General features: G+C 70.8%; 22 protein-coding genes. 15 read left to right on the top strand and 7 right to left on the bottom strand.

Translation table 11 applies throughout. The annotated features are described in order from the left end of the window. The first annotated feature begins 179 nt into the window (after positions 1–179). The 3 genes from LY13_RS22895 to LY13_RS22885 are packed head-to-tail and all read left to right on the top strand — an operon-like array spanning position 180 to position 3,244. Positions 180–1,136 (top strand): ATP-binding cassette domain-containing protein, encoded by a 957-nt coding sequence (locus LY13_RS22895; RefSeq protein ID WP_253830625.1) that lies wholly within the window; start codon positions 180–182, stop codon positions 1,134–1,136. Continuing rightward, the gene (locus tag LY13_RS22890; protein ID WP_301299520.1) at positions 1,133–1,960 is read left to right on the top strand and encodes an ABC transporter permease; all 828 of its coding nucleotides are present in this window, start codon (positions 1,133–1,135) and stop codon (positions 1,958–1,960) included. Before LY13_RS22895 ends, LY13_RS22890 begins: the two co-directional genes overlap by 4 nt. Before the next feature lie 45 nt (positions 1,961–2,005). Continuing rightward, positions 2,006–3,244 (top strand): cytochrome P450, encoded by a 1,239-nt coding sequence (locus tag LY13_RS22885; RefSeq protein WP_253830623.1) that lies wholly within the window; start codon positions 2,006–2,008, stop codon positions 3,242–3,244. 42 nt (positions 3,245–3,286) lie between these two features. On the opposite strand, the gene LY13_RS22880 is transcribed toward LY13_RS22885, so the two are convergent. From LY13_RS22880 to LY13_RS22870, 3 genes are all read right to left on the bottom strand, one after another. Beyond that, positions 3,287–4,141, bottom strand: a complete 855-nt coding sequence (locus tag LY13_RS22880) for an alpha/beta fold hydrolase (RefSeq protein ID WP_253830622.1) — start codon at positions 4,139–4,141, stop codon at positions 3,287–3,289. A gap of 67 nt (positions 4,142–4,208) precedes the next feature. After that, positions 4,209–5,459 (bottom strand): C40 family peptidase, encoded by a 1,251-nt coding sequence (locus LY13_RS22875; protein WP_253830621.1) that lies wholly within the window; start codon positions 5,457–5,459, stop codon positions 4,209–4,211. A 44-nt stretch (positions 5,460–5,503) separates the two neighbouring features. After that, positions 5,504–6,460 (bottom strand): nucleoside hydrolase, encoded by a 957-nt coding sequence (locus LY13_RS22870; protein WP_253830620.1) that lies wholly within the window; start codon positions 6,458–6,460, stop codon positions 5,504–5,506. Positions 6,461–6,886: 426 nt separating this feature from the next. Between LY13_RS22870 and LY13_RS22865 the strand changes: the two genes are divergently transcribed. From LY13_RS22865 to LY13_RS22850, 4 genes are all read left to right on the top strand, one after another. Further along, positions 6,887–7,909: a DUF222 domain-containing protein gene (locus LY13_RS22865; RefSeq protein WP_253830619.1), complete on the top strand. Its 1,023-nt coding sequence runs from the start codon at positions 6,887–6,889 to the stop codon at positions 7,907–7,909. 116 nt (positions 7,910–8,025) lie between these two features. After that, positions 8,026–8,220 (top strand): hypothetical protein, encoded by a 195-nt coding sequence (locus LY13_RS22860; protein WP_253830618.1) that lies wholly within the window; start codon positions 8,026–8,028, stop codon positions 8,218–8,220. 138 nt (positions 8,221–8,358) lie between these two features. Continuing rightward, positions 8,359–9,114: an acyltransferase gene (locus LY13_RS22855; RefSeq protein ID WP_253830617.1), complete on the top strand. Its 756-nt coding sequence runs from the start codon at positions 8,359–8,361 to the stop codon at positions 9,112–9,114. Between the two features lie 197 nt (positions 9,115–9,311). Continuing rightward, positions 9,312–10,604: a M14 family zinc carboxypeptidase gene (locus LY13_RS22850; protein ID WP_253830616.1), complete on the top strand. Its 1,293-nt coding sequence runs from the start codon at positions 9,312–9,314 to the stop codon at positions 10,602–10,604. A 123-nt stretch (positions 10,605–10,727) separates the two neighbouring features. Here the strand turns inward: LY13_RS22850 and LY13_RS22845 are convergent, their stop codons facing one another. Then, the gene (locus LY13_RS22845) at positions 10,728–11,147 is read right to left on the bottom strand and encodes a cupin domain-containing protein (RefSeq protein WP_253830615.1); all 420 of its coding nucleotides are present in this window, start codon (positions 11,145–11,147) and stop codon (positions 10,728–10,730) included. 52 nt (positions 11,148–11,199) lie between these two features. On the opposite strand from LY13_RS22845, the gene LY13_RS22840 reads away from it, so the two are divergent. Then, on the top strand, positions 11,200–12,165 hold the full coding sequence (locus LY13_RS22840; protein ID WP_253830614.1) for a GlxA family transcriptional regulator: 966 nt from the start codon (positions 11,200–11,202) through the stop codon (positions 12,163–12,165). A 52-nt stretch (positions 12,166–12,217) separates the two neighbouring features. Here the strand turns inward: LY13_RS22840 and LY13_RS22835 are convergent, their stop codons facing one another. Then, a complete protein-coding gene (locus LY13_RS22835; RefSeq protein WP_253830613.1) occupies positions 12,218–13,651 on the bottom strand; it encodes a short-chain fatty acyl-CoA regulator family protein in 1,434 nt (477 codons plus the stop codon). 225 nt (positions 13,652–13,876) lie between these two features. On the opposite strand from LY13_RS22835, the gene aceA reads away from it, so the two are divergent. From aceA to LY13_RS22810, 5 genes are all read left to right on the top strand, one after another. After that, a complete protein-coding gene (gene aceA, locus LY13_RS22830) occupies positions 13,877–15,154 on the top strand; it encodes an isocitrate lyase (RefSeq protein ID WP_253830612.1) in 1,278 nt (425 codons plus the stop codon). Between the two features lie 150 nt (positions 15,155–15,304). Further along, positions 15,305–16,912: a malate synthase A gene (aceB, locus tag LY13_RS22825; RefSeq protein ID WP_253830611.1), complete on the top strand. Its 1,608-nt coding sequence runs from the start codon at positions 15,305–15,307 to the stop codon at positions 16,910–16,912. 141 nt (positions 16,913–17,053) lie between these two features. Continuing rightward, positions 17,054–18,040: a Pr6Pr family membrane protein gene (locus LY13_RS22820; RefSeq protein ID WP_253830610.1), complete on the top strand. Its 987-nt coding sequence runs from the start codon at positions 17,054–17,056 to the stop codon at positions 18,038–18,040. 96 nt (positions 18,041–18,136) lie between these two features. Then, the gene (locus tag LY13_RS22815; RefSeq protein ID WP_253830609.1) at positions 18,137–18,535 is read left to right on the top strand and encodes a DUF5313 family protein; all 399 of its coding nucleotides are present in this window, start codon (positions 18,137–18,139) and stop codon (positions 18,533–18,535) included. 359 nt (positions 18,536–18,894) lie between these two features. Beyond that, positions 18,895–19,707 (top strand): serine protease, encoded by an 813-nt coding sequence (locus LY13_RS22810; protein ID WP_253830608.1) that lies wholly within the window; start codon positions 18,895–18,897, stop codon positions 19,705–19,707. A 194-nt stretch (positions 19,708–19,901) separates the two neighbouring features. Here LY13_RS22810 and LY13_RS22805 read toward each other — a convergent pair whose 3' ends face one another. Then, entirely contained in the window at positions 19,902–21,170 is a 1,269-nt protein-coding gene (locus LY13_RS22805; RefSeq protein WP_253830607.1) for a glycosyltransferase family 4 protein, read from the bottom strand. Between the two features lie 408 nt (positions 21,171–21,578). On the opposite strand from LY13_RS22805, the gene LY13_RS22800 reads away from it, so the two are divergent. Together LY13_RS22800 and ggt are read left to right on the top strand one after the other, a co-directional pair. Further along, entirely contained in the window at positions 21,579–23,444 is a 1,866-nt protein-coding gene (locus LY13_RS22800; RefSeq protein WP_253830646.1) for a glycoside hydrolase family 2 protein, read from the top strand. Positions 23,445–23,536: 92 nt separating this feature from the next. After that, entirely contained in the window at positions 23,537–25,393 is a 1,857-nt protein-coding gene (gene ggt, locus LY13_RS22795) for a gamma-glutamyltransferase (RefSeq protein ID WP_253830606.1), read from the top strand. A 63-nt stretch (positions 25,394–25,456) separates the two neighbouring features. Here the strand turns inward: ggt and LY13_RS22790 are convergent. Beyond that, a partial coding sequence (locus LY13_RS22790) for an integrase core domain-containing protein (RefSeq protein ID WP_253830605.1) occupies positions 25,457–25,776 on the bottom strand: 320 nt, incomplete at its 5' end.

Genomic DNA, 25,776 nt, shown 5'->3' with positions numbered 1-25,776 from the left:
CTCGCGTCCTCTCACCTCGCCGCATCTCGCCGTATCTCACCTCGGCGAACCGTTCTCCTCACCGCTCGTGATCCGTGACCGACACGGCGGTCGACTCGTGCCGTTCCCGCATTCGGCGAACGGTTCTCCCTCGAATTCCCCTTTTCGCCGTCGATGCCTCCTGTCCAGAAAGGACGACCATGACCAATCACAGTCCACCGGCGATCGCCGTGAACGGGCTCCGCCGGTCGTTCGCCGACCACGTCGTTCTCGACGGTCTCGACCTGACCGTCGCGTCCGGCACGGTGTTCGCCCTGCTCGGCGCCAACGGTGCCGGCAAGACGACGACCGTCAAGATTCTCACCACCCTGCTCGCCGCCGACGGCGGCAGCGCGCGGGTCGCCGGGCACGACGTGGCCGCCGACCGCGACGCCGTGCGGGCCGCCATCGGCGTGACCGGGCAGTTCTCCGCCGTGGACGGACTGCTCACCGGCGCCGAGAACCTGCGGCTGATGGCCGACCTGCACCACCTCGACCGTGCCACGGGCCGAGCCCGCGCGGCCGAGCTGCTCGAACGGTTCGACCTCACCGATGCCGCGGGAAAACCCGCCTCCACCTATTCCGGCGGTATGCGGCGGAGGCTCGACCTCGCCATGACGCTGATGGGCCGGCCGCGGGTGATCTTTCTCGACGAGCCGACCACCGGACTCGATCCACGCAGCCGCCGAGACATGTGGCGCATCGTCGACGAACTCGTCGCCGGCGGCGTCACAGTGTTCCTGACGACGCAGTACCTGGACGAGGCCGACGCACTCGCCGACCGGGTCGCCGTGCTCGACCACGGCCGTCTCGTCGCCGAGGGGACACCCGACGAACTGAAACGGCGCATCCCCGGTGGGCACGTCCGGTTGCAGTTCGGGGACATCGGCGCACTCGAGGCCGCGTCACGGGTGGTCGGGTCCGCGACGCGGGACGACGACGCGCTCGCGCTGCAGGTGCCCGGCGACGGCGGTGTCGGATCACTCCGGACCCTGCTGGGCCTGCTCGACCACCACCGTATCGACGTCGAGGGCCTGACGATCCACACGCCCGATCTCGACGACGTCTTCCTGGCACTCACCGGACATCCGGCCGACGAGAAAGCGGGTACGCCATGACCCACACCACCACCCCTACGACCCAGGTCCACATTGGACAGATACACCCGTTGCGGGACTCGGCGACCATGCTCCGGCGGAACCTCCGTCACATGCTCCGGTATCCGTCGATGACGCTGACCCTCGTCGGCATGCCGGTCGTGTTCCTGCTGCTGTTCGTGTACGTCTTCGGCGACGCACTGGGAGCCGGCATCGCGGGAACAGCCGGAGCCGGCCGCGCCGAGTACGTGGCCTACGTCGTGCCCGCGATCATCGTGATGACCGTGACCTCCACCGTGCAGGGTACCGCGATCTCGGTCGCCACGGACCTGACCGAGGGCATCGTCGCGCGGCTGCGCACCATGCACATCGCCCGCATGTCGGTCCTGACCGGCCACGTACTGGGCAGTGTCATCCAGGCGGCGATCGCGCTCGTCGTCGTGATCGGGGTCGCGTTGCTCGTCGGTTTCCGGCCGTCGGCGGGGCCGGCGGCCTGGCTCGCCGCGGCCGGACTGCTCCTGGCCGTCACGTTCGCCCTGGTGTGGCTCGCGGTCGCGGCCGGACAGGCGTGTTCGAGCGTCGAGACCGCGAGCAACGTGCTGATGCCGCTGGTGCTGTTGCCGTTCCTCGGCAGCGGGTTCGTGCCCGTGGAGTCGATGCCCGCGGGGCTGCGGTGGTTCGCCGAGTACCAGCCGTTCACGCCGATCATCGGGACCCTGCGCGGGTTGCTGACCGGCGGCCCGATCGGCAACGAGGCGTGGTTCGCGCTCGGCTGGTGCGTGCTGTGCGCCGCGGCCGGCTACCTGTGGTCACGCCGCCTGTTCAACCGCGAATACCCCCACTGACCGAGCAACGCTCTCGGATCGGTGAAACCCTACGGAGGAACGCGAATGCCACACGCCAACACACCCGCAGGCGGTGCGGCCCCCGTACCGCAGCGACTCCCCACGGAACGCGACCGGGGACCCTTCGATTCGCCCGGCGCCCTCGCCGCTCTGCGCGACGTGCGCCCGGTCAGTCCGCTCGGCTTCCCCGACGGACACCGGGGCTGGCTCGTCACCGGCCACGACGAGGCACGTCGACTGCTGGCGGACACCCGGTTCAGTTCCCGGCAGGACCTCGGCGTCGTGCACGTGCCGTACGAGACCCCGGGCATGCCGGTACAGACCGAGCCGAGCCCACCGACGCCGGGACTGTTCATCGCGATGGACCCGCCGGATCACACGCGGCTGCGGCGCAGGCTCACCGCCGCGTTCACCGCCACCCGGATGAAGCAGCTGGAGCAGCGCGTCGTCGACGTCGTCGAAGGGGTTCTGGACGCGATGTCGCTGAAGCAATCACCGGTGGACCTGGTGGCCGAGTTCGCACTACCGGTGCCGTCGCTGGTGATCTGCGAACTGCTCGGGGTGCCCTACGCCGACCGGCAGGGATTCCAGGAGGACGCCGCCACCTTCCTGATGCGGGATCCGTCGCTCGAGGACAAGATGGCGGCCTACTCGGCCATGACGACGTATCTGGCCGAACTCGTCACCCGCAAACGGGCCGAGCCCGGTGACGACATCCTCTCCGAGCTGGCAGGGCAGGACGACCTGACGATCGGGGAACTGACCGGAACGGCCTTCCTGCTGATGCTCGCCGGGTACGAGACGACGGCGAACATGTTGGGGCTCGGCACCTTCGCACTGCTGCAGCATCCGCAGCAGGCGGCCGCGCTGCGGGCCGATCCGGAGCTGCTGCCACGGGCGGTGGAGGAGCTGATGCGCTACCTGTCCGTCGCCGACATCTTCTACCGCTATGCCACCGAGGACATCCCGTTGGGCGGCGAGACCATCGATGCCGGGTCGACCGTCGTGGTGTCACTGCTGGCAGCCAACCGCGATCCGCGGCGGTTCGACGATCCCGACACGCTCGACCTCCGCCGCGATGCCCGTGGCCAGGTGGCGTTCGGCCACGGGGTGCATCAGTGCCTCGGAGGCCAGTTGGCCCGGATGGAGCTGCGTGCCGGTTTCGGAGCGCTGTTACGGCGTTTCCCGACGCTCCGGCTCGCCGTGCCCGCCGACGACGTTCCACTCAGGACCGACATGAACATCTACGGTGTTCACGCGCTTCCGGTCACCTGGCGGCCGTGACGGCCGACGGACCAGGCGGGTTCGACAGGCCCGGTCGGCGGTCTACCGCGCGACCATGGCGGCCGCGACCTCCTCGACGAGATCGTGGGGGATCGCGGCCGCCGCCTCGTCGAGCACGTGCAACCGGGCGTCGGGGATCTCCGTGGCGAGGGTTTCGCCGTTGCCCACGGGGAAGAACGGGTCGCGCCTGCCGTGGACGACGAGCGTCGGCACGGCCAACTCGGAGAGTCGCTCCCGCCAGCGCGGTGTGCAGTCCAGTGCGGCGAAGACCGTGCCCAGCTGGTTGGCGCGGTGCACCGCAGGCTCCGCCGACGGCGTGCGGTCGAAGATGCGGGCCGCGGTGGCGCGTGCAGCCGTCGGGTCGTTGCCGAGGACCTCGGCGTTCGCGGCGGCGAAGTCGGCCACGGCGTCGCGGTCGGACCAGTCCGGAGCCGGGAGCGCGAACGCCCGTTCCATGGTGTGGGCGTCGTGGTCGGGCAGGTCGGCGTCGACCGGGCCCGGAGCGACGGGCCGCGTGCCCGCGAGGGTCAGCGCCGAGAACGCGTCGGGGTGGTCGAGCGCGGCCACCTGGGCGACCATGCCGCCGATCCCGATACCGGCCAGGTGTGCAGGTAGATCGTCGAGGTCGCGGGCGAGCACGGCGGCGTCGCGGGCGAGGTCGCGCAGGGTGTAGTCCGGGGCGTCCGGGTCCCCGGTGGTCGACGCGCCCGCATCGCGCAGGTCGTAGCGCACGACGTGGCGTCCCCGGCGAGCCAGTGCCTCGCAGAGTTCGTCGGGCCACGACAGCATCGTCGGGCCTCCGACGAGCAGGACGAGCGGTGCCGCCGGATCACCGAAGTGTTCCAGTCCGAGGTCGACCCCGGTGGAGGTGCGGAAGGAATCGCTCGTCGTCTCCATGGTCACGCTCCTGACGCAGTCGTGGTCGAACCGTGTGATGTCCGGGGCGTACCGGGGCCCGCGCGGGTCATGCCACCGGTCTGCCCGCGCCGGCGTAGGAATCACCGGGCTTGCGGTAGTTGTGCACCTGCACGGCCTGGCCGAACGTCGGCGCATCGATCATCTGCTGGTTGCCGATGTACATCCCGACGTGGTGGATCTTCGTGTCGGGGTCGCCGAAGAACACCAGGTCGCCCAGCCGGGGCTGCTCGTCGGGGCCGATGATCGGGAGTGAGGAGTACTGCCAGTGGGCGGTGCGTTCGAGCGAGACCCCCGCCGACGCGTACGCCGCGGTCGTCAGGCCCGAGCAGTCGAAACCGGCGTCGCCCTGTTCCGTGCCGTTACCGCCCCACACGTACGGCAGGCCGATCTTCTCGATGGCGAACGTGACCGCCCGCAGCACCTTCTCGTTGGGCGGTTCGTCCTGCATGCCGACCGTGCCGTAGACGTTGGCCGTGGCCAGCACCCGGTGGAGGAACAGCGGTTCGTCGTGGAGCGCGGAGACCCCTGCCAGCCACTGTTGCCCCTGGTCCAGATCGCGCCCGCCGTCGCACAGCGCGCGGCCTGCGGTGAGTGCCGCGTCGTCGATGTCCTGGATGTTCGGCACGTCGCCCGCCGAGGTCGCCGCCCACTGCTGCCAGACGGCGGGGGAGAGCTGCAGCGGGCCTTCGGCGCCCTCCTGGGAGATGACGTCGCCCGCGAAGTTGCGCAGCTCGATGGTGCCGATGGGCGAGGTGGGCGTGCCGTCCCGCGTGAGGGTGCGGTCACCCTCCCGGCCGTGGTCGCTGGTGGTGCGGCCGATGCCGGCGAGCGTGACCCACGACAGGTTGCAGCCCGGCTTCTCCTTCTCCATGCGCACGGTCGCCGTGGCGTAGGCGTGCATGGCGGGACGCGGGATGTCGAGCCACCCCGCGACCTCGTCGACCCATGCCTCGAACCGCGTGCCCTGCTCCTGCGGCACGTCCCGGGCGGGCCGGGAACTGGTCGGCTGCGGTGTCGATTCCGGTTGCGGGGTCTGCCCGGACGCCGGGGTACTGCCGGGGCCGGGTGCCTGCCTGCCCGCGGCCGCACCGTCCGCCGCCGCTGCCGCGGCACCCGTGTCACCGGCGGGTGCGGGCGTCAACTGCACGACGGTGATCACGCCCGCGGCCAGTACGACCGCGGTGGCGAGGGCGAGCAGCGCGGCGAGGCGGCGCCGGGCGTGCGGGGCCGTCGCGGGCGCCGTCGAGCCGGGCCCGGGCGCCGTGGACGACTCTGTCTCGGTCTCCCCCGAAGTCATGGCTCAGAGGATACGGAGCGCCGCGGGACGGGGCACGGTCGAGGTCACCGCAACCGGTCGAGCAGCAGTCCGCGCAGCGCGTCGAGATCCGTGTCGACGGCGACCTCGACCTCGGCCGCCGGGACGGGGTCGGCGCCCGACGCGCGCAGCGCGGGTAGCCGCCGGTCGGCGTGCGTGGCGCCCCGGCCCGGTCCGAACGAGCACTCGACCTGCACGGGGACGCGTTCGGTGTGCAGCGTTCCCGGCAGGATCGCCTCCGCGACGGCGACCGCGTCGTGGATCACCATGCCGTCCCAGCCGAGCGCGCCGCGGTAGTGCTCGCGGTAGTCCGGGGTGAGGGCGTGCAGCGCCGCACCGATCGGTCCGGACGAGGCCAGCTCGTCGAGCCACGCGGCGTCCACCGCGCAGCGATAGGTCAGGTCCATCGGCACGAGCACGCACGGGGCCTCACCGCCGGTCAGCACGCGGTGCGCGGCTTCCGGGTCGCTCCAGACGTTGAACTCGGCGGCGGCCGTCGAGTTGCCGTGGCCCAGCGCGCCACCCATGATCACGACCCGCTCGATCTTCTCGGCCGCGGCCGGGTGCGCGGCCAACAACGCGGCGATGTTGGTGAGCGGACCGATCGGCGCGATCGTCACCGGTTCGTCGGCGGCTGCGAGGAGGTCCGCCATCAGGGCGACCGCGTCGCGCTCGTCGAGCGGGCGGGCCGGTTCGGGCAGCGTCGTGGACCGGCCGGACAGACCGTCGGCGCCGTGGACGTATCCGGCCTCGTTGGGATGGCGGTGGACCAGCGGCCGTGCGGCGCCCGCCGCGACGGGCACGTCGGGTCGTTTGCACAGCGCCAGGAGCCGGCGGGCGTTGATCGTCGTCGCCGACAGCGGGACGTTGCCGTACACGCTGGTCACGCCGAGGAGCTCGACATCGCTGCCGAGGGCCGCCAGCGCGAGCGCGAACGCGTCGTCCACGCCCGGATCGGTGTCGATGATCAGCTTCTGCGCCACGGGCACTCCTCACCGTTCGGGTCGTTCACCGCCAGGTTACGGCCGCGAGGGAGTGTCGATGCGACTGCGGCGGAGGTCGAGTGGAGACGGGACGTGCGGAGCGTGCGCGCACCCTGCGTGAGCGCCGTGCGCAGGTCGACGCCGAGGAGGTGACGTTCCTGGCCGAGCTGGCGGCCGGGGACGACTGGTGGAGTCTCGCGGAGGAGCTGGCGCCGGAACTGCGGGCGTCGCCGACGGCCGTGCGGGAGCGGATTCGGCGCGCGGTCGACCTGGTGCGGCGCATGCCACGGCTCGTCGAATCGATGCGCGCCGGGCATCTCGAGTCGTACGCCGTGCACCGGGTTCTCGCGACGACCGCGGTGCTGGACGACGAGCAGGCTCACGTCGTGGACCGGTTGCTGGCGGAGAAGCTCGCCGGGGGCAGGCGTGACGCTGTGGCAACCGCGGAATCTGACCCGGTGTGCGGCGCGGTTGGTGGAGAAGGTCGACCCGGGCGGACAGGTCGACCGTGCGCGGAGGGCGCGTGCGGAACGCCGGGTCGAACTCGTGCCGGCGGAGAACGCGGTGTCGGTGTTGTTGGCGGAGCTGCCTGCCGAGGTGGCGGCGGCCTGCTACGCGCGGATCGATGCGATGGCCCGTTCACTGCGTCGCGGCGGCGAGCGACGGACGTGGGATCAGCTGCGCGCGGACGTGACCGTGGAGCTGCTGCTGGGCAACGATCCCGGAGTGGCACCACCCGCGGCGCCGGTGATGGTGCAGCTGCACATGCCGGTCGACGCGGCCCTGTCGATCTCCGAGCAGGGATGCGAGCTGGATGGCTACGGACCCGTGCCCGCCGTGATCGCCCGGGAGATCATGACCGGACCGGCCAGTGTGTGGCGCGCCGTGTTGTGCGATCCCGGCACCGGGGACCCGGTGGATCTGGGCAGATCGCGGAGACGGCCCAGCGAGACGATCCGGCAACTGGTGCGGACGCGGGACCGGGAGTGTGTCGTTCCGTGGTGCCATCGGCCTGCCCGGCACTGCGATCACGAACGGGAGTGGGACAAGCACGCTGGGGAGACCTCGGTCGCCAAGGGCGGGGCGCGGTGCCGACGTCACCACCGGCTGAAGAACGACCCGCGGTGGGGCTTCCACTACGACCCTGCGCAAGGCACCAGTACGGTGACCACGCCGAACGGCACCACCTACACCGGTCATCGGGAGCCCGTGCTGGCTCCGCGGGAGCGCTGCACCGCCGATGAGGAGCGGCCGAACGGTAACGGAGGTGAACCCCGTTCCGGTCGTGGCGATCGCACCGACGCGCGGCAGCGGGTCGGATCACGACAGCGTGACCATTCACGGCAGCGGGACCATCCGAAACAGTGCGATGGTGCACGGCAACGGAACGATCCGGCCCCGCGCAACGATCCGGCGCGCGAGGGTGACGGCGACCCGCCGCCGTTCTGACCCGGCCGCGTCGGCCATTCGTCGACGCAGGCTGTGCGGAGGAGGTGCTGTCGGAGCCCACCGGGCCGTGCCAACCGGGCCGTGGTCGCCGGACGGGCGATCGGTACGGTCCCGCTATGAACCCCAAGGCGTTCGGTCCGCTCGCCGCCTGCTTCGGCGGCCTCGCGGCGCTGCTGGGCGGACTGGCTGCGGTACTCGATCTGCCGGCGCCGGCGGAGATCACGATGATCGTCGGCGCTGTCGTGCTACTGGCGGGTGCGGGAGTGCTCATCGGGACCGCGGTCGCCGCGCAGAAGAAGTCGGGAACGTAGGGGCGCCAGGCCGGGCCGTCACACCCCGGCCTCGCGCGATCCGGCTTCTCACACCCCGGCCTCTCACGACCCGAGCCTGTCACGCTCCTCGCCACCTCCCGGCCGGTGGCGCTGCGGGGCACGGCTACTCTCCGGGGCATGACGTCGATGTGGGGTTCGCCCGTACTGCACCGCGTCCAGGCCTGGCGACGGACGCGCAATGATCCCAATCAGACCCGGTTCCTGACGAGGGAATCGCTGCGCTGGGTGCTGCGCAACCGGGCCTACACACCCTGGTATCTGGTCCGGTACTGGCGGCTGCTGAAGTTCCGCATCGCGAATCCGCACATCGTGCTGCGCGGGATGGTGTTCCTCGGCAAGAACGTCGAGATCCACGCCCGCCCCGGGTACGGGCGCATGGAGATCGGCCGATGGGTGCACATCGGTGACGGCAACGCGATCCGGTGCCACGAGGGCTCGCTGCGCATCGGTGACAAGACGGTCTTCGGCAAGCAGAACGTGCTCAACGGCTACCTGGACATCGAGATCGGCGGATCCTCGATCATCGCCGACTGGGTGTACGTCACCGATTTCGACCACGTGACCACCGACATCAACCTGCCCATCAAGGACCAGGGCATCGTCAAGGCGCCGGTGCGGATCGGGCCCGACACCTGGATCGGCACCAAGGTGTCCGTCCTCAAGGGAACCCGCGTCGGCCGCGGCTGCGTGCTCGGTGCCCACGCCGTGGTCCGCGGCGACATCCAGGACTTCGGCATCGCCGTCGGCGCGCCCGCACGGGTCGTGCGCGACCGCAGGGCCGACTACGAGGCCGACGCCGAGCGGCGGGAAGCCGTCAAGGACATGGCGCGCAAGGCCGACGAAGCCCTGCGGCAGACCCTCGACGAATCCTGACACGCCTCCCCGAAGGCGTGGGCGCCGTCGTCACCGCGACAGTGGGCCACTCACGACATGTCCACCCGTTCGGTGGTTCGGTACCACCCACCGCAAGTGGTTAGCTGTTATAACTAACTTTTCCGGTGGCGCCACCACGACATTTCCGTGCCGAACCCGCGGAGTCCCACGGGGCCCGCCGACACCAGAGGAGTGCCGTGTCCAGACCGGAGCGTTCGAAGGCGGCCGTCGTCGCCGGTGTGGCCGTGCTGTCGCTCGTCACCGCCGCACCCGCCACGGCCCAGCAGCCGGCCCAGTCCACTCAGCCGGCTCAGTCCACTCAGTCCGCCACGGGTGCACCCGCAGCCCAGAAGTGCAGTGACGAACCGCGGGACCTGCCCGTCCACGAGTTCACCGATCACCGGGAACTCGGAGACGAGCTGCAGCGTATCGAGAGCGTGTCCGGCGGCGTGGTCGACGTCGACGAGATCGGCCGGAGCAACCGCGGCCGCGAGATCTGGTCGGCCCGCGCGGGCAGTGGCCCGACAGCCGTCCTGCTGACCAGCGAGATCCACGGTAACGAGAAGACCGGTACCGATGCACTGTTGCGGCTGCTCCGCTTCGTCGGCACCAGTGACAGCCCGAAGGCCGAGCGCTGGCGCGACGAACTGACCATCGTGGCGATCCCGAAGATGAATCCCGACGCCGCCGAACTCGACCGCCGCGGCAACGACATGACGTGGGACGACGCGGTCCAGCGGTATCCCCAGCTCGCCGGCGCCGAGCCCGCGTGGAACTACTACACCGGCGAGCTGCAGGGCGACGACTACTCGCAGCGGCCCGGCTTCGACATCAACCGTGACTACAACCCCGACCTCTCGTACGAACCGCAGGCGGCGGACTTCCCCGGGACGTCGGCCGACACCGGCTGGTACCTCTCGCCGGAGACACGCGCCGTGCGTGACGTCTACGTCGGGCTGGAGGAGGAGTTCGGCACCGTAGACACGTACGTCGACCTCCATCACCAGGGCGCGTGCTACGTGATGCCGGACGACCCCGACCGGTTCGTGACGATGTCGATCTCCGGCAAGTTCGTGGACGACCCGGCGCAGACACCGGGCCATGAGGAGTACGCCGACGAGTACGACCTCGACTACGCGAAGAAACTCAACGTCGCGGCCTACAACGCGTTGCAGGCCAAGGCGAACAACAACCCGCTGTTCGGCAACATCACCCTCTACCCGCAGGACATCAACCTGCCGGGGACGGGGTTGGGCTCGTTCGCGTTGAACGGCAGCGGTGCGGTGTTGTTCGAGGTGCGGGGACAGACCCAGACACTCGGCCAGAAGTACCGTGAACAACTCGTGCGCACCGTCCACACGGGACTGTCCGGGATGTTGTCGTCGCTGGCGAGCGGTCAGGTGGACAACCTCGACCCGGCCGTCTACGACGCGATCCCGCCGCGCGGTCCGAGTATCGGGGACACGGCGCGCACGGTCGCCGAGCCGTAGGCCACCCCGAGAAACCGAGAGTACCGACTGACGCCGAGGGCGACCCGGAACTCCGGGCCGCCCTCGGCGTCGTCTCGGCCGGTGCCGTTCCGCTGAGTCGCCGGCGCACCCGCAGGCCCGGGTCTACGGGGACAGGCCGGTCGTCGAGGTGATGTGGTCGGGGACGTCGCCGTCGTAGTCGCCGGTGCTGAGGGTTCCGGTCGGCTCGAGCAGCATCACCGCCGCGCCCTCGGCCGATGCGGGGCAGTGTTCGACACCGCGGGGCACGACGAAGACGTCGTGGCGGTCGAGGTGCACGACGGTCTCGGTCGCGCCGCTGTGCCGGCCGGCGTTTCCGGGCCCGGGCTGCCGGAGGTGGATGTCGAGGCTGCCGTCGAGCACGACGAACAGCTCGTCGGTGTCCGGGTGGGAGTGCCACACGAACGTGCCCTCCACCTTGGCCAGCCGGACGTCGTAGTCGTTGACCCGGGTGAGGACACGGGGGCTCCACCGCTCCTCGAAGGAGGCGAGGACGGTGTCGATGTTCGCTGTCGCATGCGTCATGGTCCGATCCTCCGGCCTTGCGCTTCTCGCTCGACAGTGCAAGGAATGGCGTATGCCGCAACAATCCTCGCGGGTGCGCCGGGTCGTCGCGCTCGTCGACGAGGGCTCCAACCCCTTCGAACTGGCATGCCTGACCGAGGTCCTCGGTATCGACCGCCCCGAGGTCGGCGGGCTGCTCTACGACGTGCAGCTGTGTGCGCGCGAACCCACGGTGCCGATGCGGCAGGGTTTCTTCGCCATGACCGGCATCGCGGGACTGTCGGCGCTGGACGACGCGGACACGGTGATCGTCCCCAACCGCCCCGACACCGACACCCCGCACCACCCCGACGTGCTGCACGCGATCCGGGGTGCCCACGAGCGCGGCGCCCGGATGATCGGGATGTGCAGCGGGGCGTTCACCCTCGCGGACGCGGGTGTCCTGGACGGGCGCCGCGCCACGATGCACTGGCAGTGGGCCGACGAGTTCCGCGACCGCTTCCCGCGCGTGGTCGTCGACGACGCCGTCCTGTTCGTCGACGACGGCGACATCCTCACCGCGGCGGGCAGCGCCGCGGCCCTCGACCTGGCGCTCCACGTCGTGCGCCGCGACCACGGCGCCGAGATCGCCGCGGCCGTCGCGCGACGCCTCGTGTTTCCGGGACACCGTCCCGGCGGACAACGGCAGTTCGTCGAACGGCCCATTCCCAAGGAGGCGGAAAGCCCGCTCGCAGGAGCGCTGACCTGGGCCGAACACCATGCGACGGGACCGCTCACGGTCGCCGACATCGCCACCAGGGCGGCCATGAGCCCGGCGACCCTGCACCGGCGGTTCCGCGCCGAACTCGGCTGCACCCCGAACCAGTGGTTGACGGCGGTCCGCGTCGAGCACGCCCGCCGGCTGTTGGAGCGAACGGATCTCGCCGTGGACCAGATCGCGCACCGGAGCGGCCTGGGCACGGCCGCCAACCTGCGCACCCGGCTCGTCGAGCACACGGGCCTCACGCCGACCGCCTACCGCCGCACCTTCGCGGCGTGACCGGCCTCCTGCGCAGGGCCCCGCGCGCCGCGGTCCGGTCGCGGGCGGCCTATCACTCCTCCGGTTTCGGCACGGCCGGGTAGGGGACGAACGTGCTGGTGTTCTCGTCGACCGTGAGCTGCTTACCGATGTGGGGGAACGCCCGTTGCGGGCAGGCGGGGCGTTCGCACACCTTGCAGCCCATGCCGATCGGCGTGGCGGCGGTGCGGTCGTCCAGGTCGAGCCCCGCCGAGTACACGAGCCGCCGGGCGTGCCGCAGTTCGCAGCCGAGGCCGACCGAGAACGTCTTGCCGGGGCTGGCGTAGCCGCCGACGTTGCGCGAGATCGTCCGGGCGATCCAGAAGTAGCTCTTGCCGTCCGGCAAGGTCGCCACCTGCGTGATGACCTTGCCCGGCGAGGTGAACGCCTCGTAGATGTTCCACAGCGGGCAGGCGCCGCCCACCCGGGAGAAGTGGAATCCCGCCGCCGACTGGCGCTTCGACATGTTGCCCGCCCGATCCACGCGCACGAACGAGAACGGCACCCCGCGCGCCTTCGGCCGCTGCATCGTCGACAGCCGGTGGCACACCGTCTCGAAACCCACGCCGAACTCGTCGCACAGCCGCTCGATGTCGTAGCGGTACTTCTCCGCCATCGACAGGAACGGCCCGTAGGGCAGGATCAGCGCGCCGGCGAAGTAGTTGGCCAGTCCCACGCGCGCCAGTGACCGCGCCGCGGGGCCGGAGAACGCCCACGAGTCGGCGAGCTCGGTGATCAGGTCGTCGTACTCGAGCAGTGCGATCTGCGAGGCCATGCGGAACGACCGCTGCCCGATGCGCAGGCTCGGGGCCAGGCGCAGCACCTTCGCGTCCGGCTCGTAGCGGTGCTGCTGACCGGCTGCCTCGTCGATGCCGTCGCTGGTGACCTGCACGCCGTAGTGGTCGGTGAGGCGGTCGAGCAGGGTGCGGTGCACCGTCTCGCCGCGGCGCAGGCCCATGTCGGCGGCCATGCGCTCGGCGCGTTCGTCGAGCTCGCCGACGTAGTTCTCGCGTTCGTAGAAGAAGTCGCGCACCTCCTCGTGGGGGAGGGGAGCGGCGGCGCTGCCGTGCTGGCCCATGCCGTTCTCCGTCACCAGCGCGGCGGTGGTCTCGACGGCGTTGCGGTAGCTGCGGTGCAGCTTGACCAGGGCGGACGCCACGTTGGGCAGGTTGGAGGCGAGTTCGTTGAGCTCGCCGGTCGTGGCCTCGATGCCGACGGCCTCGTCGAGCAGCGCCTCCTTGACGTCCGCGACCAGGCGCGCGGTGTCGGTGTTGGAGAAGAACTCGGTGTCGACACCGAACGCCTCGGTGATCCGCAGCAGCACCGGAACGGTCAGCGGACGGGAGTTGTGCTCGATCTGGTTGAGGTAGCTGGGCGAGATGTCGAGCAGTCTGGCCATGTCCGCCTGGCTCATCGACCGGCTTTCCCTCAGATGGCGCAGCTTGCCCCCGGCGAAAGTCTTGTCCATCGCAGCATCACGTCCCGTAGATCTTTCGTACCGAAACGGTCAAGTAACCGGTTCAGTCTTCGTCTTTTCCCGTTCGTGCGAATGCTTGGTTCGCAACCTTCACAACATCCTACGGAAATTTTGCAGAAATTTGCAAATTGGAGATGTGGCCGAGTTTTCGCAGCGCATGTCATGGTCGATCTACACAGCGAGTCAATCGCAAAGTTCGCAAAGGTGGAGAGTTCGATGGCACAGAACCTGGAGCAGACGGCCGCGGAGCTGAAGAAGAAGTGGGACAACGACCCCCGCTGGAAGGGTGTCGAGCGCGCCTACACCGCGGAGGACGTGGCCAAGCTGCGCGGCAGCGTCGTCGAGGAGAACACGCTCGCGCGCCGTGGTGCCGAGAAGCTGTGGGACCTGCTGCACACCGAGGACTACGTCCACGCCCTCGGTGCGCTGACCGGTAACCAGGCCGTCCAGCAGGTGCGTGCCGGCCTCAAGGCGATCTACCTGTCCGGCTGGCAGGTCGCGGCCGACGCCAACCTGTCCGGCCAGACCTACCCGGACCAGAGCCTGTACCCGGCCAACTCGGTTCCGGCCGTCGTGCGCCGCATCAACAACGCGCTCGGCCGCGCCGACCAGATCGCCTGGTCCGAGGGCAACACCGACATCGACTGGTACGCGCCGATCGTCGCCGACGCCGAGGCGGGCTTCGGTGGCCCGCTCAACGCGTTCGAGCTGATGAAGGGCATGATCAGCGCCGGTGCCGCGGGTGTGCACTGGGAGGACCAGCTGGCCTCCGAGAAGAAGTGCGGCCACCTGGGCGGCAAGGTCCTCATCCCGACGAAGCACCACGAGCGGACGCTGAACGCCGCCCGGCTCGCCTCCGACGTGATGGACGTCCCGTCGCTCATCATCGCCCGCACCGACGCCGAGGCCGCGACGCTGATGACGAGCGACGTCGACGAGCGCGACCAGCAGTTCCTCACCGGCGAGCGCACGTCCGAGGGCTTCTACAAGGTCCGCAACGGCATCGAGCCCTGCATCGAGCGTGCCAAGGCCTACGCGCCGTACTCCGACCTCATCTGGATGGAGACCGGCACGCCGGACCTCGAGGTGGCCCGCAAGTTCGCCGAGGCGGTCAAGGCCGAGTACCCGGACCAGATGCTCGCCTACAACTGCTCGCCGTCGTTCAACTGGAGCAAGCACCTCGACGCCGACACGATCGCGCGCTTCCAGCGCGAGCTCGGCGCCATGGGCTTCAAGTTCCAGTTCATCACGCTGGCCGGCTTCCACGCGCTGAACTACTCGATGTTCGACCTGGCCCACGGCTACGCCCGCAACGGCATGACGGCCTACGTGGACCTGCAGGAGCGCGAGTTCGCCTCGGAGGACCGGGGTTACACCGCCACGAAGCACCAGCGTGAGGTCGGCACCGGCTGGTTCGACCTGGTGTCCACCGCGCTGAACCCGGAGAGCTCGACCACGGCGCTGACCGGCTCCACCGAGGAAGCGCAGTTCTGAGAAAACAGCGTGTCACGGCCGTTGCGTAGCGCTCCCCGTGACACCCCATAGCGGGTGGGCCGGTCACTTCCACCGGACCGGCCCACCCGTTTTTCCACCCCACTCCGCAGCGACCGTCGCCCGGAGTGCCCGCCCGAGAGGGGTCCGATCATGGCTGACAGGTTCGACCACAGGCTGACCGTCACCGGCCAGACCGCAGGCCGCTACGACGAGATCCTCACCCCGGCCGCGCTCGCGTTCGTGGCGAAGCTGGACAACGCCTTCGCCGAGCGCCGCCGCGAGCTCCTCGACGTGCGGCGTCACCGCCGCGAGCGGATCGCGGCCGGTGAGGAGAAGCTCGACTTCCTGCCCGAGACCGCCGCGATCCGCGACGACGCCTCCTGGCAGGTGGCGGCGCCCGCTCCCGGGCTGGAGGACCGCCGGGTGGAGATCACCGGCCCGGTCGACCGCAGGATGACCGTCAACGCCCTCAACTCGGGTGCGAAGGTGTGGCTGGCCGACTTCGAGGACGCCACCTCGCCCACGTGGGAGAACGTGGTCGGCGGCCAGCTGAACCTCTACGACGCGATCCGTCGCAATATCGACTTCGAATCGGGCGGCAAGCACTACACGATCGGCGAGGACCCCGCCACACCCGTCGTCCGCCCGCGTGGCTGGCACCTCGTGGAGAAGCACGTCCGCATCGACGGGCGCCCGGTGTCGGCCGGCCTGTTCGACTTCGGCCTCTACTTCTTCCACAACGCCAAGCGGCTCGTGGCCAAGGGGCTCGGCCCGTACTTCTACCTGCCGAAGCTCGAGAGCCACCACGAGGCGCGGCTGTGGAACGACGTGTTCCGCATGGCCCAGCGGGAGATCGGTCTGCCGCAGGGCACGATCCGCGCGACCGTGCTCATCGAGACCATCACCGCGGCGTTCGAGATGGACGAGATCCTCTACGAACTGCGCGAGCACGCCGCGGGTCTCAACGCGGGCCGCTGGGACTACATCTTCTCGATGATCAAGACCTTCGGCGACGCCGGCGCGGACTTCGTGCTGCCCGACCGCGCGGACGTCACGATGACCGTCCCGTTCATGCGGGCCTACACCGAGCGGCTGGTGCAGACCTGCCACCGGCGCGGGGCACACGCGATCGGCGGCATGGCCGCGGCCGTCCCGAGCCGGGACGAGGAGGCGAACGCCGCCGCGTTCGAGAAGGTGCGGCAGGACAAGCAGCGTGAGGCGGCCGACGGGTTCGACGGCTCCTGGGTCGCCCACCCGGGCCTGGTCGGCACGTGCCGGGAGGCGTTCGACGCCGTCCTGGGCGACGAGCCGAACCAGCTCGCGGTGCGGCGCGACGACGTCGACGTCACCGCCGCCGACCTGCTCGACGTCGCCAGCGCGGGCGGCGAGGTCACCGAGGAGGGCGTGCGCGGCAACATCAACGTCACGCTCCGGTACCTCGACGCGTGGCTGCGCGGCACCGGCGCCGCCGCCATCCACGGGCTGATGGAGGACGCCGCCACGGCGGAGATCGCCCGCTGCCAGGTGTGGCAGTGGATCCGCCACGACACCAAGCTCACCGACGGCACCGTCGTCAGCCGTGAGCTGGTCACCGAATGGCTCGACGAGGAACTCGCGGCGGTGCGTGCCGATCTTGGGGATGAGACCCGGCTGTCCGACGCGCGCGAGCTCTTCGTCGAGACAGCGCTCGGGGAGAAGCTGCCGGGCTTCGTCACCACGGGTGCGTACGCGCGCTACCTGACCAACGCCACGGTCTGACAGCGCGAACCCCGGGCACCGTCTGCCGCGATCCCGCCGTGCGGCAGGCGGTGCCCGTTCGCGTGCGCGTGGCACGGCGGTGGCGGTGGCGGGAGATCGCCCGCCACCGCCGTACCACCGCTCTCTGACACGATGGCGTGAATGGCAGGGTGGACACCGCAGGGGCCGGCGTACGGGCCCCGACCGCAGCAGCCGCACGGCGACCCGCGGCAGATGCCGCCGGGCGGGCCACCGCCGGGTCAGGTGCCGCCGGGCCAGGCCCAGCCCGGTCAGCACGGTCCCGGTCAGGCGTCACCGGTTCCGCAGGGGCAGCCGGTGCCGGGGCGGCAGGGGCACGCTCAGCCGGGTCCGCAGGGTGGGCCTCCGCATCACGGGCCGCCGCACATGCCGTCCCACATGCCGCCCCACCTGTCGCCACAGCATCCCGCGGCCCCGTACCCGCAGGCCCAGTACCCGCCGCCCGGGGCGCCGTACCCGCCGCCACAGCCGCCGCACGGCACCGCGCCGCAGCCCGGCGGAGTGCATCCCGCGGTGTTGGCGGGCGTCAGCGTGTGGCGACTGCTCATCGCCGGGTGCGCGCTGTACGGCGTCGGCGACGCGACCGGCTGGAGCCGGAACTTCGAGGAACTGAGCCAACTCGCCAGCCTGCTCGCGGGGATCGTCTACCTCGGGTTGCTGGCGTACCCGTTGTTCACGGCAGGGAGACGACACGAACCTCGTGGCCCCTGGCTGCGCGGTGCCACGACGGTGCTGTTGCTGCTCGTCTCCGGCGCATTCTTCGGGATCATGGGCGGCGACGCCGACCATCTGCCGTTCGAGCACATCGTCACGCCGTTGCTGGTGCTGGTCGACTGGTGCGCGGTGGGCCGGAACCAGTCCGAGGCGCGGTGGTGGCATCCGCTGACGTGGATCGCGTTCCCCTTGGCCTATCTGGTCTTCTACCTCGCCGCGGGGTTGGACAGCTACGGCTTCCTCGACCCCGGTGACGACGAGTTCGCCGGCATGATCGCGATGCTGCTGGCGGGTGTGATCGGCGTGGGGTACGTGCTCTACGGCATCGGCAAGCTCAAGGGCGCGGTACGGGCCGCGGCCACCGCCGGCCCTGCGCACGGCGGTCCGCCTGCGTGACGACACGGGAAGTCCGCACCACGGACCCTGCGGCCACCGTGTGACGTGAGGCCGCTGCGGGTCGGCGCCGGGCCGCCTGCGGTTAGCCTGGCTGTCGTGGCTGCGAGCGAGGACAAGGTGCGACCCGGCCCGGTGCAGTGGCTCCGGTACTCGGTGGGCGGCCGGCTGCCGGCGGAGCTGGCGCCGTGGGTGCTGAAGGACGCGACGAGCAGGGCGTGGCGCTGGCGGCTCGCGGCGCGCAGCCTCGTGTACCTGATTCCGCTCGCGTCGGTCTGGCTCCTGCTGCCCGGACCGCTGGGCCTGCGACTGTCGCTGTCGCTGATGGCGATGGTGGTGGGCGTGTTCTACTCGCAGGCCTACGGGGACGAGAGCGTCGAGTTGCGCGTCGCCAAGCACGGCTACGAGTACGGCCAGGCCCGCGCCGTCCGCAGGGAGCGGGAGAACGCCGCGGACGCCGAGGGCTGGGAGACCTACAAGGCGATCTACCGGTCGTGACGCCGCCGAGGGTGCCCGCCGGGCGTGCGCGCTGAGGACACCCACCGGGCGGGCACGGTGGCGGGTCGGTTCCGGACCGCCTGTGGGCCACACGAATGGGCCGTTCGCGTGGTCGTGTGGGCCCGCGAGTGGACCGTTCGTGACGGCGTGAGGAACCCACGGCGACGGCCCGCGGCGGGGCGACCGGGCGTTCGCACCGGTTCGGACCTGCACCGAACTGCTCCAAGCTGCGAAAACACAGATCACGTGGCGACGCAAGGCCCGGGTTGTGCCGGCCCTTCCGTCGCTTGCCGGGGCGAGGCGCGGTGCGCTGCCATGGGTGGACGGTCAGTGACTTTCCCACATTGGAGGCAGCTCCCATGGCTCGAAACGCACGCACCTTCGCCCGCGCCGCGGGGGTGAGCGCGGTGGTGCTCGCGGTCGCATTCGGATCGCTCACGGTCGCCCACGCCGACGAGAACGCCGGCGTGAAACCCGACGTCGTCGGCGGATCGCCCGCGGACATCGCCGATTTCCCCTACGCCGTCGCGCTCACCGACGCGTCGGGCTTCCAGTTCTGCGGCGGTTCACTGATCGCCGAGGACAAGGTCCTCACGGCTGCGCACTGCGCGGAGGGTCAGGACCCGGCCGACGTCGTCGCCGTCACCGGCCGCACCGATCTGACCACGAACGACGGCAGCGAGACGCCCGTCAGCGACATCTGGGTGCACCCCGACTACAGCAGCGTCACCACCGGCGCCGACGTCGCGGTCCTCACCCTCGCCTCGCCGGTGTCCGACGGTCGACCGATCGCTCTCGCCTCCGCCCCCGGCGGCCCGAGTTACACGCCGGGTGCCGACGCGACGGTCGCAGGCTGGGGAACCACGTCGGAGGGCGGTTCGTCGTCGGACACGTTGCTGCAGGGGACCGTGCCGGTCAGGTCGGACGCGGACTGTTCCGCGGCGTACGGCTCCGAGTACGACGCCCAGGGCATGGTCTGCGCCGGTCTCCCCGAGGGCGGCGTCGACGCCTGTCAGGGTGACTCGGGAGGTCCGTTGGTCGTCGACGGAAGGCTGGCCGGCGTCGTGTCGTGGGGCAACGGCTGCGCCCGGCCGAACTATCCGGGTGTGTACGCGCGGGTCGGCACCTACGCCGACGACATCGCCGGGCAGCTGGCTGCCGACCGGGCGTGACGCCCGGGTGGGGACGCCGCTCGCAGGCGTTCCCACCCGTTCGGCGCGACGGTGCGGAGCGGCCGCGAGCGGCGCTTCGGCATGCGGAGCAGGGGCAGGTCGGGCAGGCGGGGCCGGTCGAACAGGCGGGGGCCGGTGGCCGAACGTCGGCGGTGGCGCTCGGTGCTCACGTGTCGGCGGCTGTGCCTCGGTGGCTATGCCTCGGTGGTGTCGCGGTCGAAGACGTTGCCGGTCGGGATCTTCGGCCGGGGCAGATCCTGCGGGCCGCCGGGCCGCGTGCGGCGGTACACGTCGGCGGTGGTGGCCGCGATGCGTGCCCAGTCGAAATCGGCCGCCAGCCGGGACTGTGCGGCGCGGGCACGCCGCTCCGCGGCGCCGGTGTCGGCCAGCACGGTGTCGACCGCCTCCGCGATGGCTCGCACGTCGCCCGGGTCGAACGCCAGGCCGGTCTCGCCGTCGATCACGACCTCGCCGAGCCCTCCCGCGGTGGAGGCCACGAGCGGGCGCCGGGCCGCGGCCGTCTCGAGCGCGACGATGCCGAACGGCTCGTAGCGGCTGGGCAGCACCACGGCGTCGGCGGCTGCGAGTACGGCCCGCAGCCGTAGGTCGGGCAGGTGACCGACGAAGTCGATCGCCTCCGCCAGGCCGAGAGTGTGGGCCTGCTCGACGAGCTCGTCGTGGTGCCTGCCGACACCGGCGACGACCAGTCGGGTGCCCGGATGCCGGTCGCGCACCGCGGGCAGGGCCTCGAGCAGGTCCTGCACGCCCTTCTCCCACTCGAGCCTGCCGAAGTAGAGCAGCAGGGGAGCATCGTCCGGGCTGTGGTGCCGCCGCGCGGTGGTGATCTCGGCGGCAGGCACCTGCCAGCCCCGCTCCTCGATGCCGTTGTGGATCACGCTGATCGACTCCGTGTCGAGGTCGAACAGCTGCGCCACCTCGCGTCGCATCGCCTGTGAGCACGTGATGAGCGCGTCGGACCGGTTGGCGAGCCACCATTCCGCGGAGTGCACCTGCTGGTTCAGAGGGTGCGACAGCCACCCCGAGTGCCTGCCGGCCTCGGTGGCGTGGATCGTGCCGACCAGCGGGACGTCCGCGGTGTCCGCGAGCGCGACGGCCGGATTGGTGACCAGCCAGTCGTGCGCGTGCACCACGTCCGGAGGCCATTCGCGGACCAACCGCGCCCCGGCACGAATCATGGCGTGGCCCATGGACAGCGTCCAGGCGACCAGATCGCGTTCGAACGTCACGTGCAACGGGTCCTCGGCCACGCGGATGATCCGCACGCCCTCGGCGACCTCGTCGGACGTCGGATGCGTCTCGGCATCGCTGCCCGCCACGTGCCGACACAGCACCGTCACGTCGTGGCCGTCGGCGACGAGGTGACGGGCGAGGGCGTGGACATGCCGGGCGAGCCCGCCGACCACGACCGGCGGGTACTCCCACGAGAGCATCAACACGCGCATGGTTGGAGGTTACTCATCGGTACGCGCACCGGCCAGCGACACCCGCCGGAGCGGCCGGGTGAGGGGATGCGGCGGTCGTCCGCACCCCGACGGCCCCTCCGGTCTCTGGAACCATCGACGGCGATGAACGCCGACGCCACGGATGACGCCGCCACCCACGCCGCCGCCCCTCACACCGGCGCCCCTCACACCGGCGCCCCTCACGCCGGTTCAGCTCACGTGGATTCAGCTCAACCCGGCGCCACGGACGGTGATGGTGCCGATGCGGCGCCTGTTCCCGCGGGCCTCGACGCGACCGCGTTGGCAGCGGCCTCGGCGCCGACCTCGCCTGCCAGGTCGCCGACCGGCGACGCTCCGGACGACGATCGCACGGCGCCCACCGGTCCCGACGGCTCGCCGGTCGCGCCGCTGAGCACGCCCTGGACCGCCGACGTCGACCCCGACGACCCGCTGCCGGAACACCCGCGCCCGCACCTCATCCGTGGGGACCGCTGGCGCACCCTCAACGGCAGGTGGGAGTTCACCGCCGCGGCCCGCGACGGCGAGCCGCACGGCAGGGAGGAGATCGTCGTCCCGTTCCCGCCCGAAGCCGCACTCTCCGGAATCGGCCGCCGGGTCGAGCGGATGTGGTACCGGCGCACGTTCGACGTGCCCGCGGACTGGCGCGGCGACCGGACGTTGCTGCACTTCGGGGCCGTCGACCAGGTCGCCACGGTATGGGTCAATCATCAGCTCGTCGCTCGCCACGAGGGCGGCTTCACACCGTTCAGCGTCGACATCACGGACGTGCTCCGCGCCGACGCCCCGCAGGACGTATCGACCGACGGCCGGGTCGATGGGGAGCAGGAGATCGTGGTGCGCGCCGAGGACACTGGCAACCGCGGCACCTTCCCCGTCGGCAAACAGGCCAACCGTCCCGGCGGGATCCTCTACACGGGCGCCTCGGGAATCTGGCAGACCGTGTGGCTGGAAGCCGTGCCGCACACCCGCATCGACCGGCTCGACGTCACCCCGGACCTCACGGGCTTCACCGTCACGGCCGTCGTGGCCGACGCCGCGCACCACCGCGGCGGCCCGGACCGCCGCGGGCCCGAGGCGACCGCATCCGAGGCGACCGCATCCGGGGCGACCGGATCCGGGGAGCCCACCGACGCCCGAGACGTGTCCGGTGCCCGTGAGCCGGACATCGCCGCGGTCGTGGAGGTCGAGGCCGCGGGGGTGACGGTCACGGGCGGTGCCGAGCGGCCGGTGCGGGTCGAGCTGCCGTCGCCGCGCCCGTGGAGCCCGGACGATCCGCACCTGTACGAGGTCACCGTCCGGCTGCGCACCACCGGGGGCGCCGTCCTCGACCAGGTGCACAGCCACGTCGGGCTGCGCACGATCGGTCTCGTCCCCGACGCGGAAGGACGGCCGCGGATCGCTCTCAACGGGCGGATCACGTTTCTCCACGGCCCGCTCGACCAGGGGTACTGGCCCGACGGGATCTACACCGCCCCCACCGACGAGGCGTTGCGCCACGACCTGGAGCAGGCGAAGACCTACGGCTTCAACACGGTGCGCAAACACGTCAAGGTCGAGCCCGCCCGGTGGTACCACTGGGCGGACCGGCTCGGGCTGCTCGTCTGGCAGGACATCCCGTCGCTGCCGATCGTGCTCGACAACCCACCGGGGCCGCAGGCGCCACCCGTGGGCCGGGCCCGCGCACGGTTCGAGGAGGAGCTGGCCGGCATCGTCGCCACGCTGCGCTCGGTGACGTCGCTCGTCGTGTGGACGCCCTTCAACGAGGGCTGGGGCGAGTACGACACCGCCCGCATCACCGAGAGGCTGATGGCGGCCGATCCGGAACGGCTCGTCGTCGCCGACAGCGGCGTCAACTGCTGCCATTCGCACCCCGACTCCGGCGCGGGACACGTCTACGACGATCACACCTACGTCGGCCCGGGCAGGCCCCTCGCGACGGACCACCGGGCCACGGCCGACGGTGAGTACGGCGGGCTGGGGCTGGCCGTCGACGGGCACCTGTGGCCCGGCGAACCCGTGGCCTACGAGATGACCGGTTCCGCCGAGGAGTTGACGCGGCGGTACGTCGAGGTGGCCCGAGAGCTGCGCACCGTGGTGCGGGACCTCGGCCTGTCGGCGGCCGTCTACACGCAGACCACCGACGTCGAGAACGAGGTCAACGGCCTGCTGACCTACGACCGGCGCGTGGTGAAGGTCGACCGCGATGCCGCGGCCGAGGCCAACCGCGCGGTCATCGAGGCCGGTTCGGAGTGACGTCGGAACAGTCCTGACGGCCTTCGAAAGTTCCTTGTGCCCGATTCACGTGAAGGGCAACAATTTCGCGACGAGGAACCGAAGGAGCGTCGATGTCTGCACGCCGTCCGCGCACTCGAGCGCTGGCCGTTCTGTCCGCCGTGGCCGTGGGGACCGGGGTGGTCGTCGCGAGCTCCGCCAATGCGGCGGGCCCTGTCGGCCCGTCGGCCGGGGTCGGCCCGCCGGAGCGGGGTAAGCAGGACGAACAGTGGGTCGCGGAGGGACGCGGCGGTGCGGTGAGCTCGGTCGATGCTGACGCCACGGCCGTCGGAATCGAGGTTCTCCGCGAGGGCGGAAACGCCACGGACGCGGCGGTCGCGACGGCCGCCGCACTGGGGGTCACCGAGCCGTACAGCGCCGGGATCGGTGGCGGTGGGTTCTTCGTGCACTACGACGCGGCGACCGGCGAGGTCGAGACGATCGACGGTCGGGAGACCGCGCCGGAGGCGATGCCGAAGGACGCGTTCATCGATCCGGAGACGGGGGAGACGTACCCGTTCTTCCCCGACATGGTCACCAGCGGTGTCTCGGTCGGTGTGCCCGGTACGCCCGCCACGTGGCAGGCCGCGTTGGATTCGTGGGGCAGCCGTTCGTTGGCGGACACGGTGGAGCCGGCGGCGACGTTGGCGGAGGACGGTTTCGAGGTCGACGAGACGTTCCATCGCATGACGGCGAACAATCAGGAGCGGTTCGCCGCGATCTCGTCGACGGCGGAGTTGTTCCTGCCCGGCGGGGAACCGCCCGCGGTCGGTTCGACGTTCCGCAACCCCGATCTCGCGGAGACGTACCGCTTGATGGCGCGTGAGGGGATGGACGGTTTCTACCGGGGCGCCTTGGCGGAGGAGATCTCCGACACCGTGCAGAACCCGCCGGCCGTGGAGGGCGCCGAGCTGCCGGTGGCGCCCGGGGAGATGACGACCGAGGACATCGCCGAGTACGCGGTGAACACGCCCGAGCCGACGAGCCATGAGTATCGGGGTTACGAGGTCTACGGGATGGCGCCGCCGTCCAGTGGTGGGCACACGTCGGCCGAGATCTTGAACATTCTCGAGCAGTTCGACGTGCCGTCGATGTCCGAGGCGGACGCGATGCACCACTATCTCGAGGCGTCCGCGTTGGCCTATGCCGATCGCGCGGCCTACAGCGGCGACACCGATTTCGTGGACATGCCGCTGGAGGAGTTGTTGTCGGACGAGTTCGCGGCGGAGCGGGCGTGCGAGCTGGATCCGAACCGGGCTGCGGACAAGCCGGTGGCGTCCGGGGACGCGGACGGCGACTACTCGACGCCGTGTGACGGGGCCACGGGCCCGCGTGCCGATCGGCCGAATTCGGAGGGCCCGTCGACGACGCATCTGAGTGTCACGGACCGTTGGGGCAACGTGGTGTCGTACACGCTCACGATCGAGCAGACCGGTGGCAGCGGCATCACCGTTCCGGATCGGGGTTTCATCCTGAACAACGAGCTGACCGATTTCAGCCACGTGTACGACGAGACCGATCCGAACCGCATCGAGGGCGGCAAGCGGCCGCGGTCGTCGATGTCGCCGACGATCGTCTTCGAGGACGGTGATCCGTGGCTGGCGCTGGGTTCCCCGGGCGGTTCGACGATCATCACGACGGTCACGCAGACGATGGTGAACCGCATGGATCTCGGTATGGACCTGCCGTCGGCGGTGGCCGCGCCGCGGGCGTACCAGCACAACTCGGCCGGGGTCACGGCCGAGCCGGGCTTCGTCGACGCCTACGGTGACGAGCTCACGGCACTCGGCCACGAGGTGTCCGAGACGTCGTCGATCGGCGTCGTGGCTGCGGTCGAGCTCCTGCCCGGCGGTAGGGCGCAAGCGGTTGCGGAGCCGGAACGGCACGGCGGTGGCTCCGCGGCCGTGGTGCGGCCGACCGGGCGCTGGTAGCGCCCGCTGCCGCGGTAGGGGCGGCACCGCCACAACGGCCGCGCTTCGTCGTCGTCGGTACGGCTAGATGTGTGATTCGGAGAGGTTGGTGACGCGGTCGGCTGGTGGGGCTCCGTGGATTGCGGTGTGGGGTCGGTGGAAGTTGTACCAGTCGAGCCAGTCACCGAACGCGCGCTGGCGTTCGTTTTCGGAGTGGTAGGGCTGTTGGTAGGCCCATTCGTCGAGCAGGGTGCGGTGGTAGCGCTCGACTTTTCCGTTCGTTTGTGGGCGCCAGGGGCGGGTGAACCGTCGGGCGATGCCCAGGTCGGCGCAGGCTTGTTGCCAGGTGTTTTTGCGGTAGGACCAGGCGTTGTCGGTGAGCACTCGCTCGATGGTCACGCCGT

Origin of the sequence: Prauserella aidingensis (genome assembly GCF_024171865.1) — a bacterium.
Classification (GTDB): domain Bacteria; phylum Actinomycetota; class Actinomycetes; order Mycobacteriales; family Pseudonocardiaceae; genus Prauserella; species Prauserella aidingensis.
Note: the sequence above shows the minus strand (reverse complement) of the source record. Positions and strands in the feature narration are given on the sequence as shown.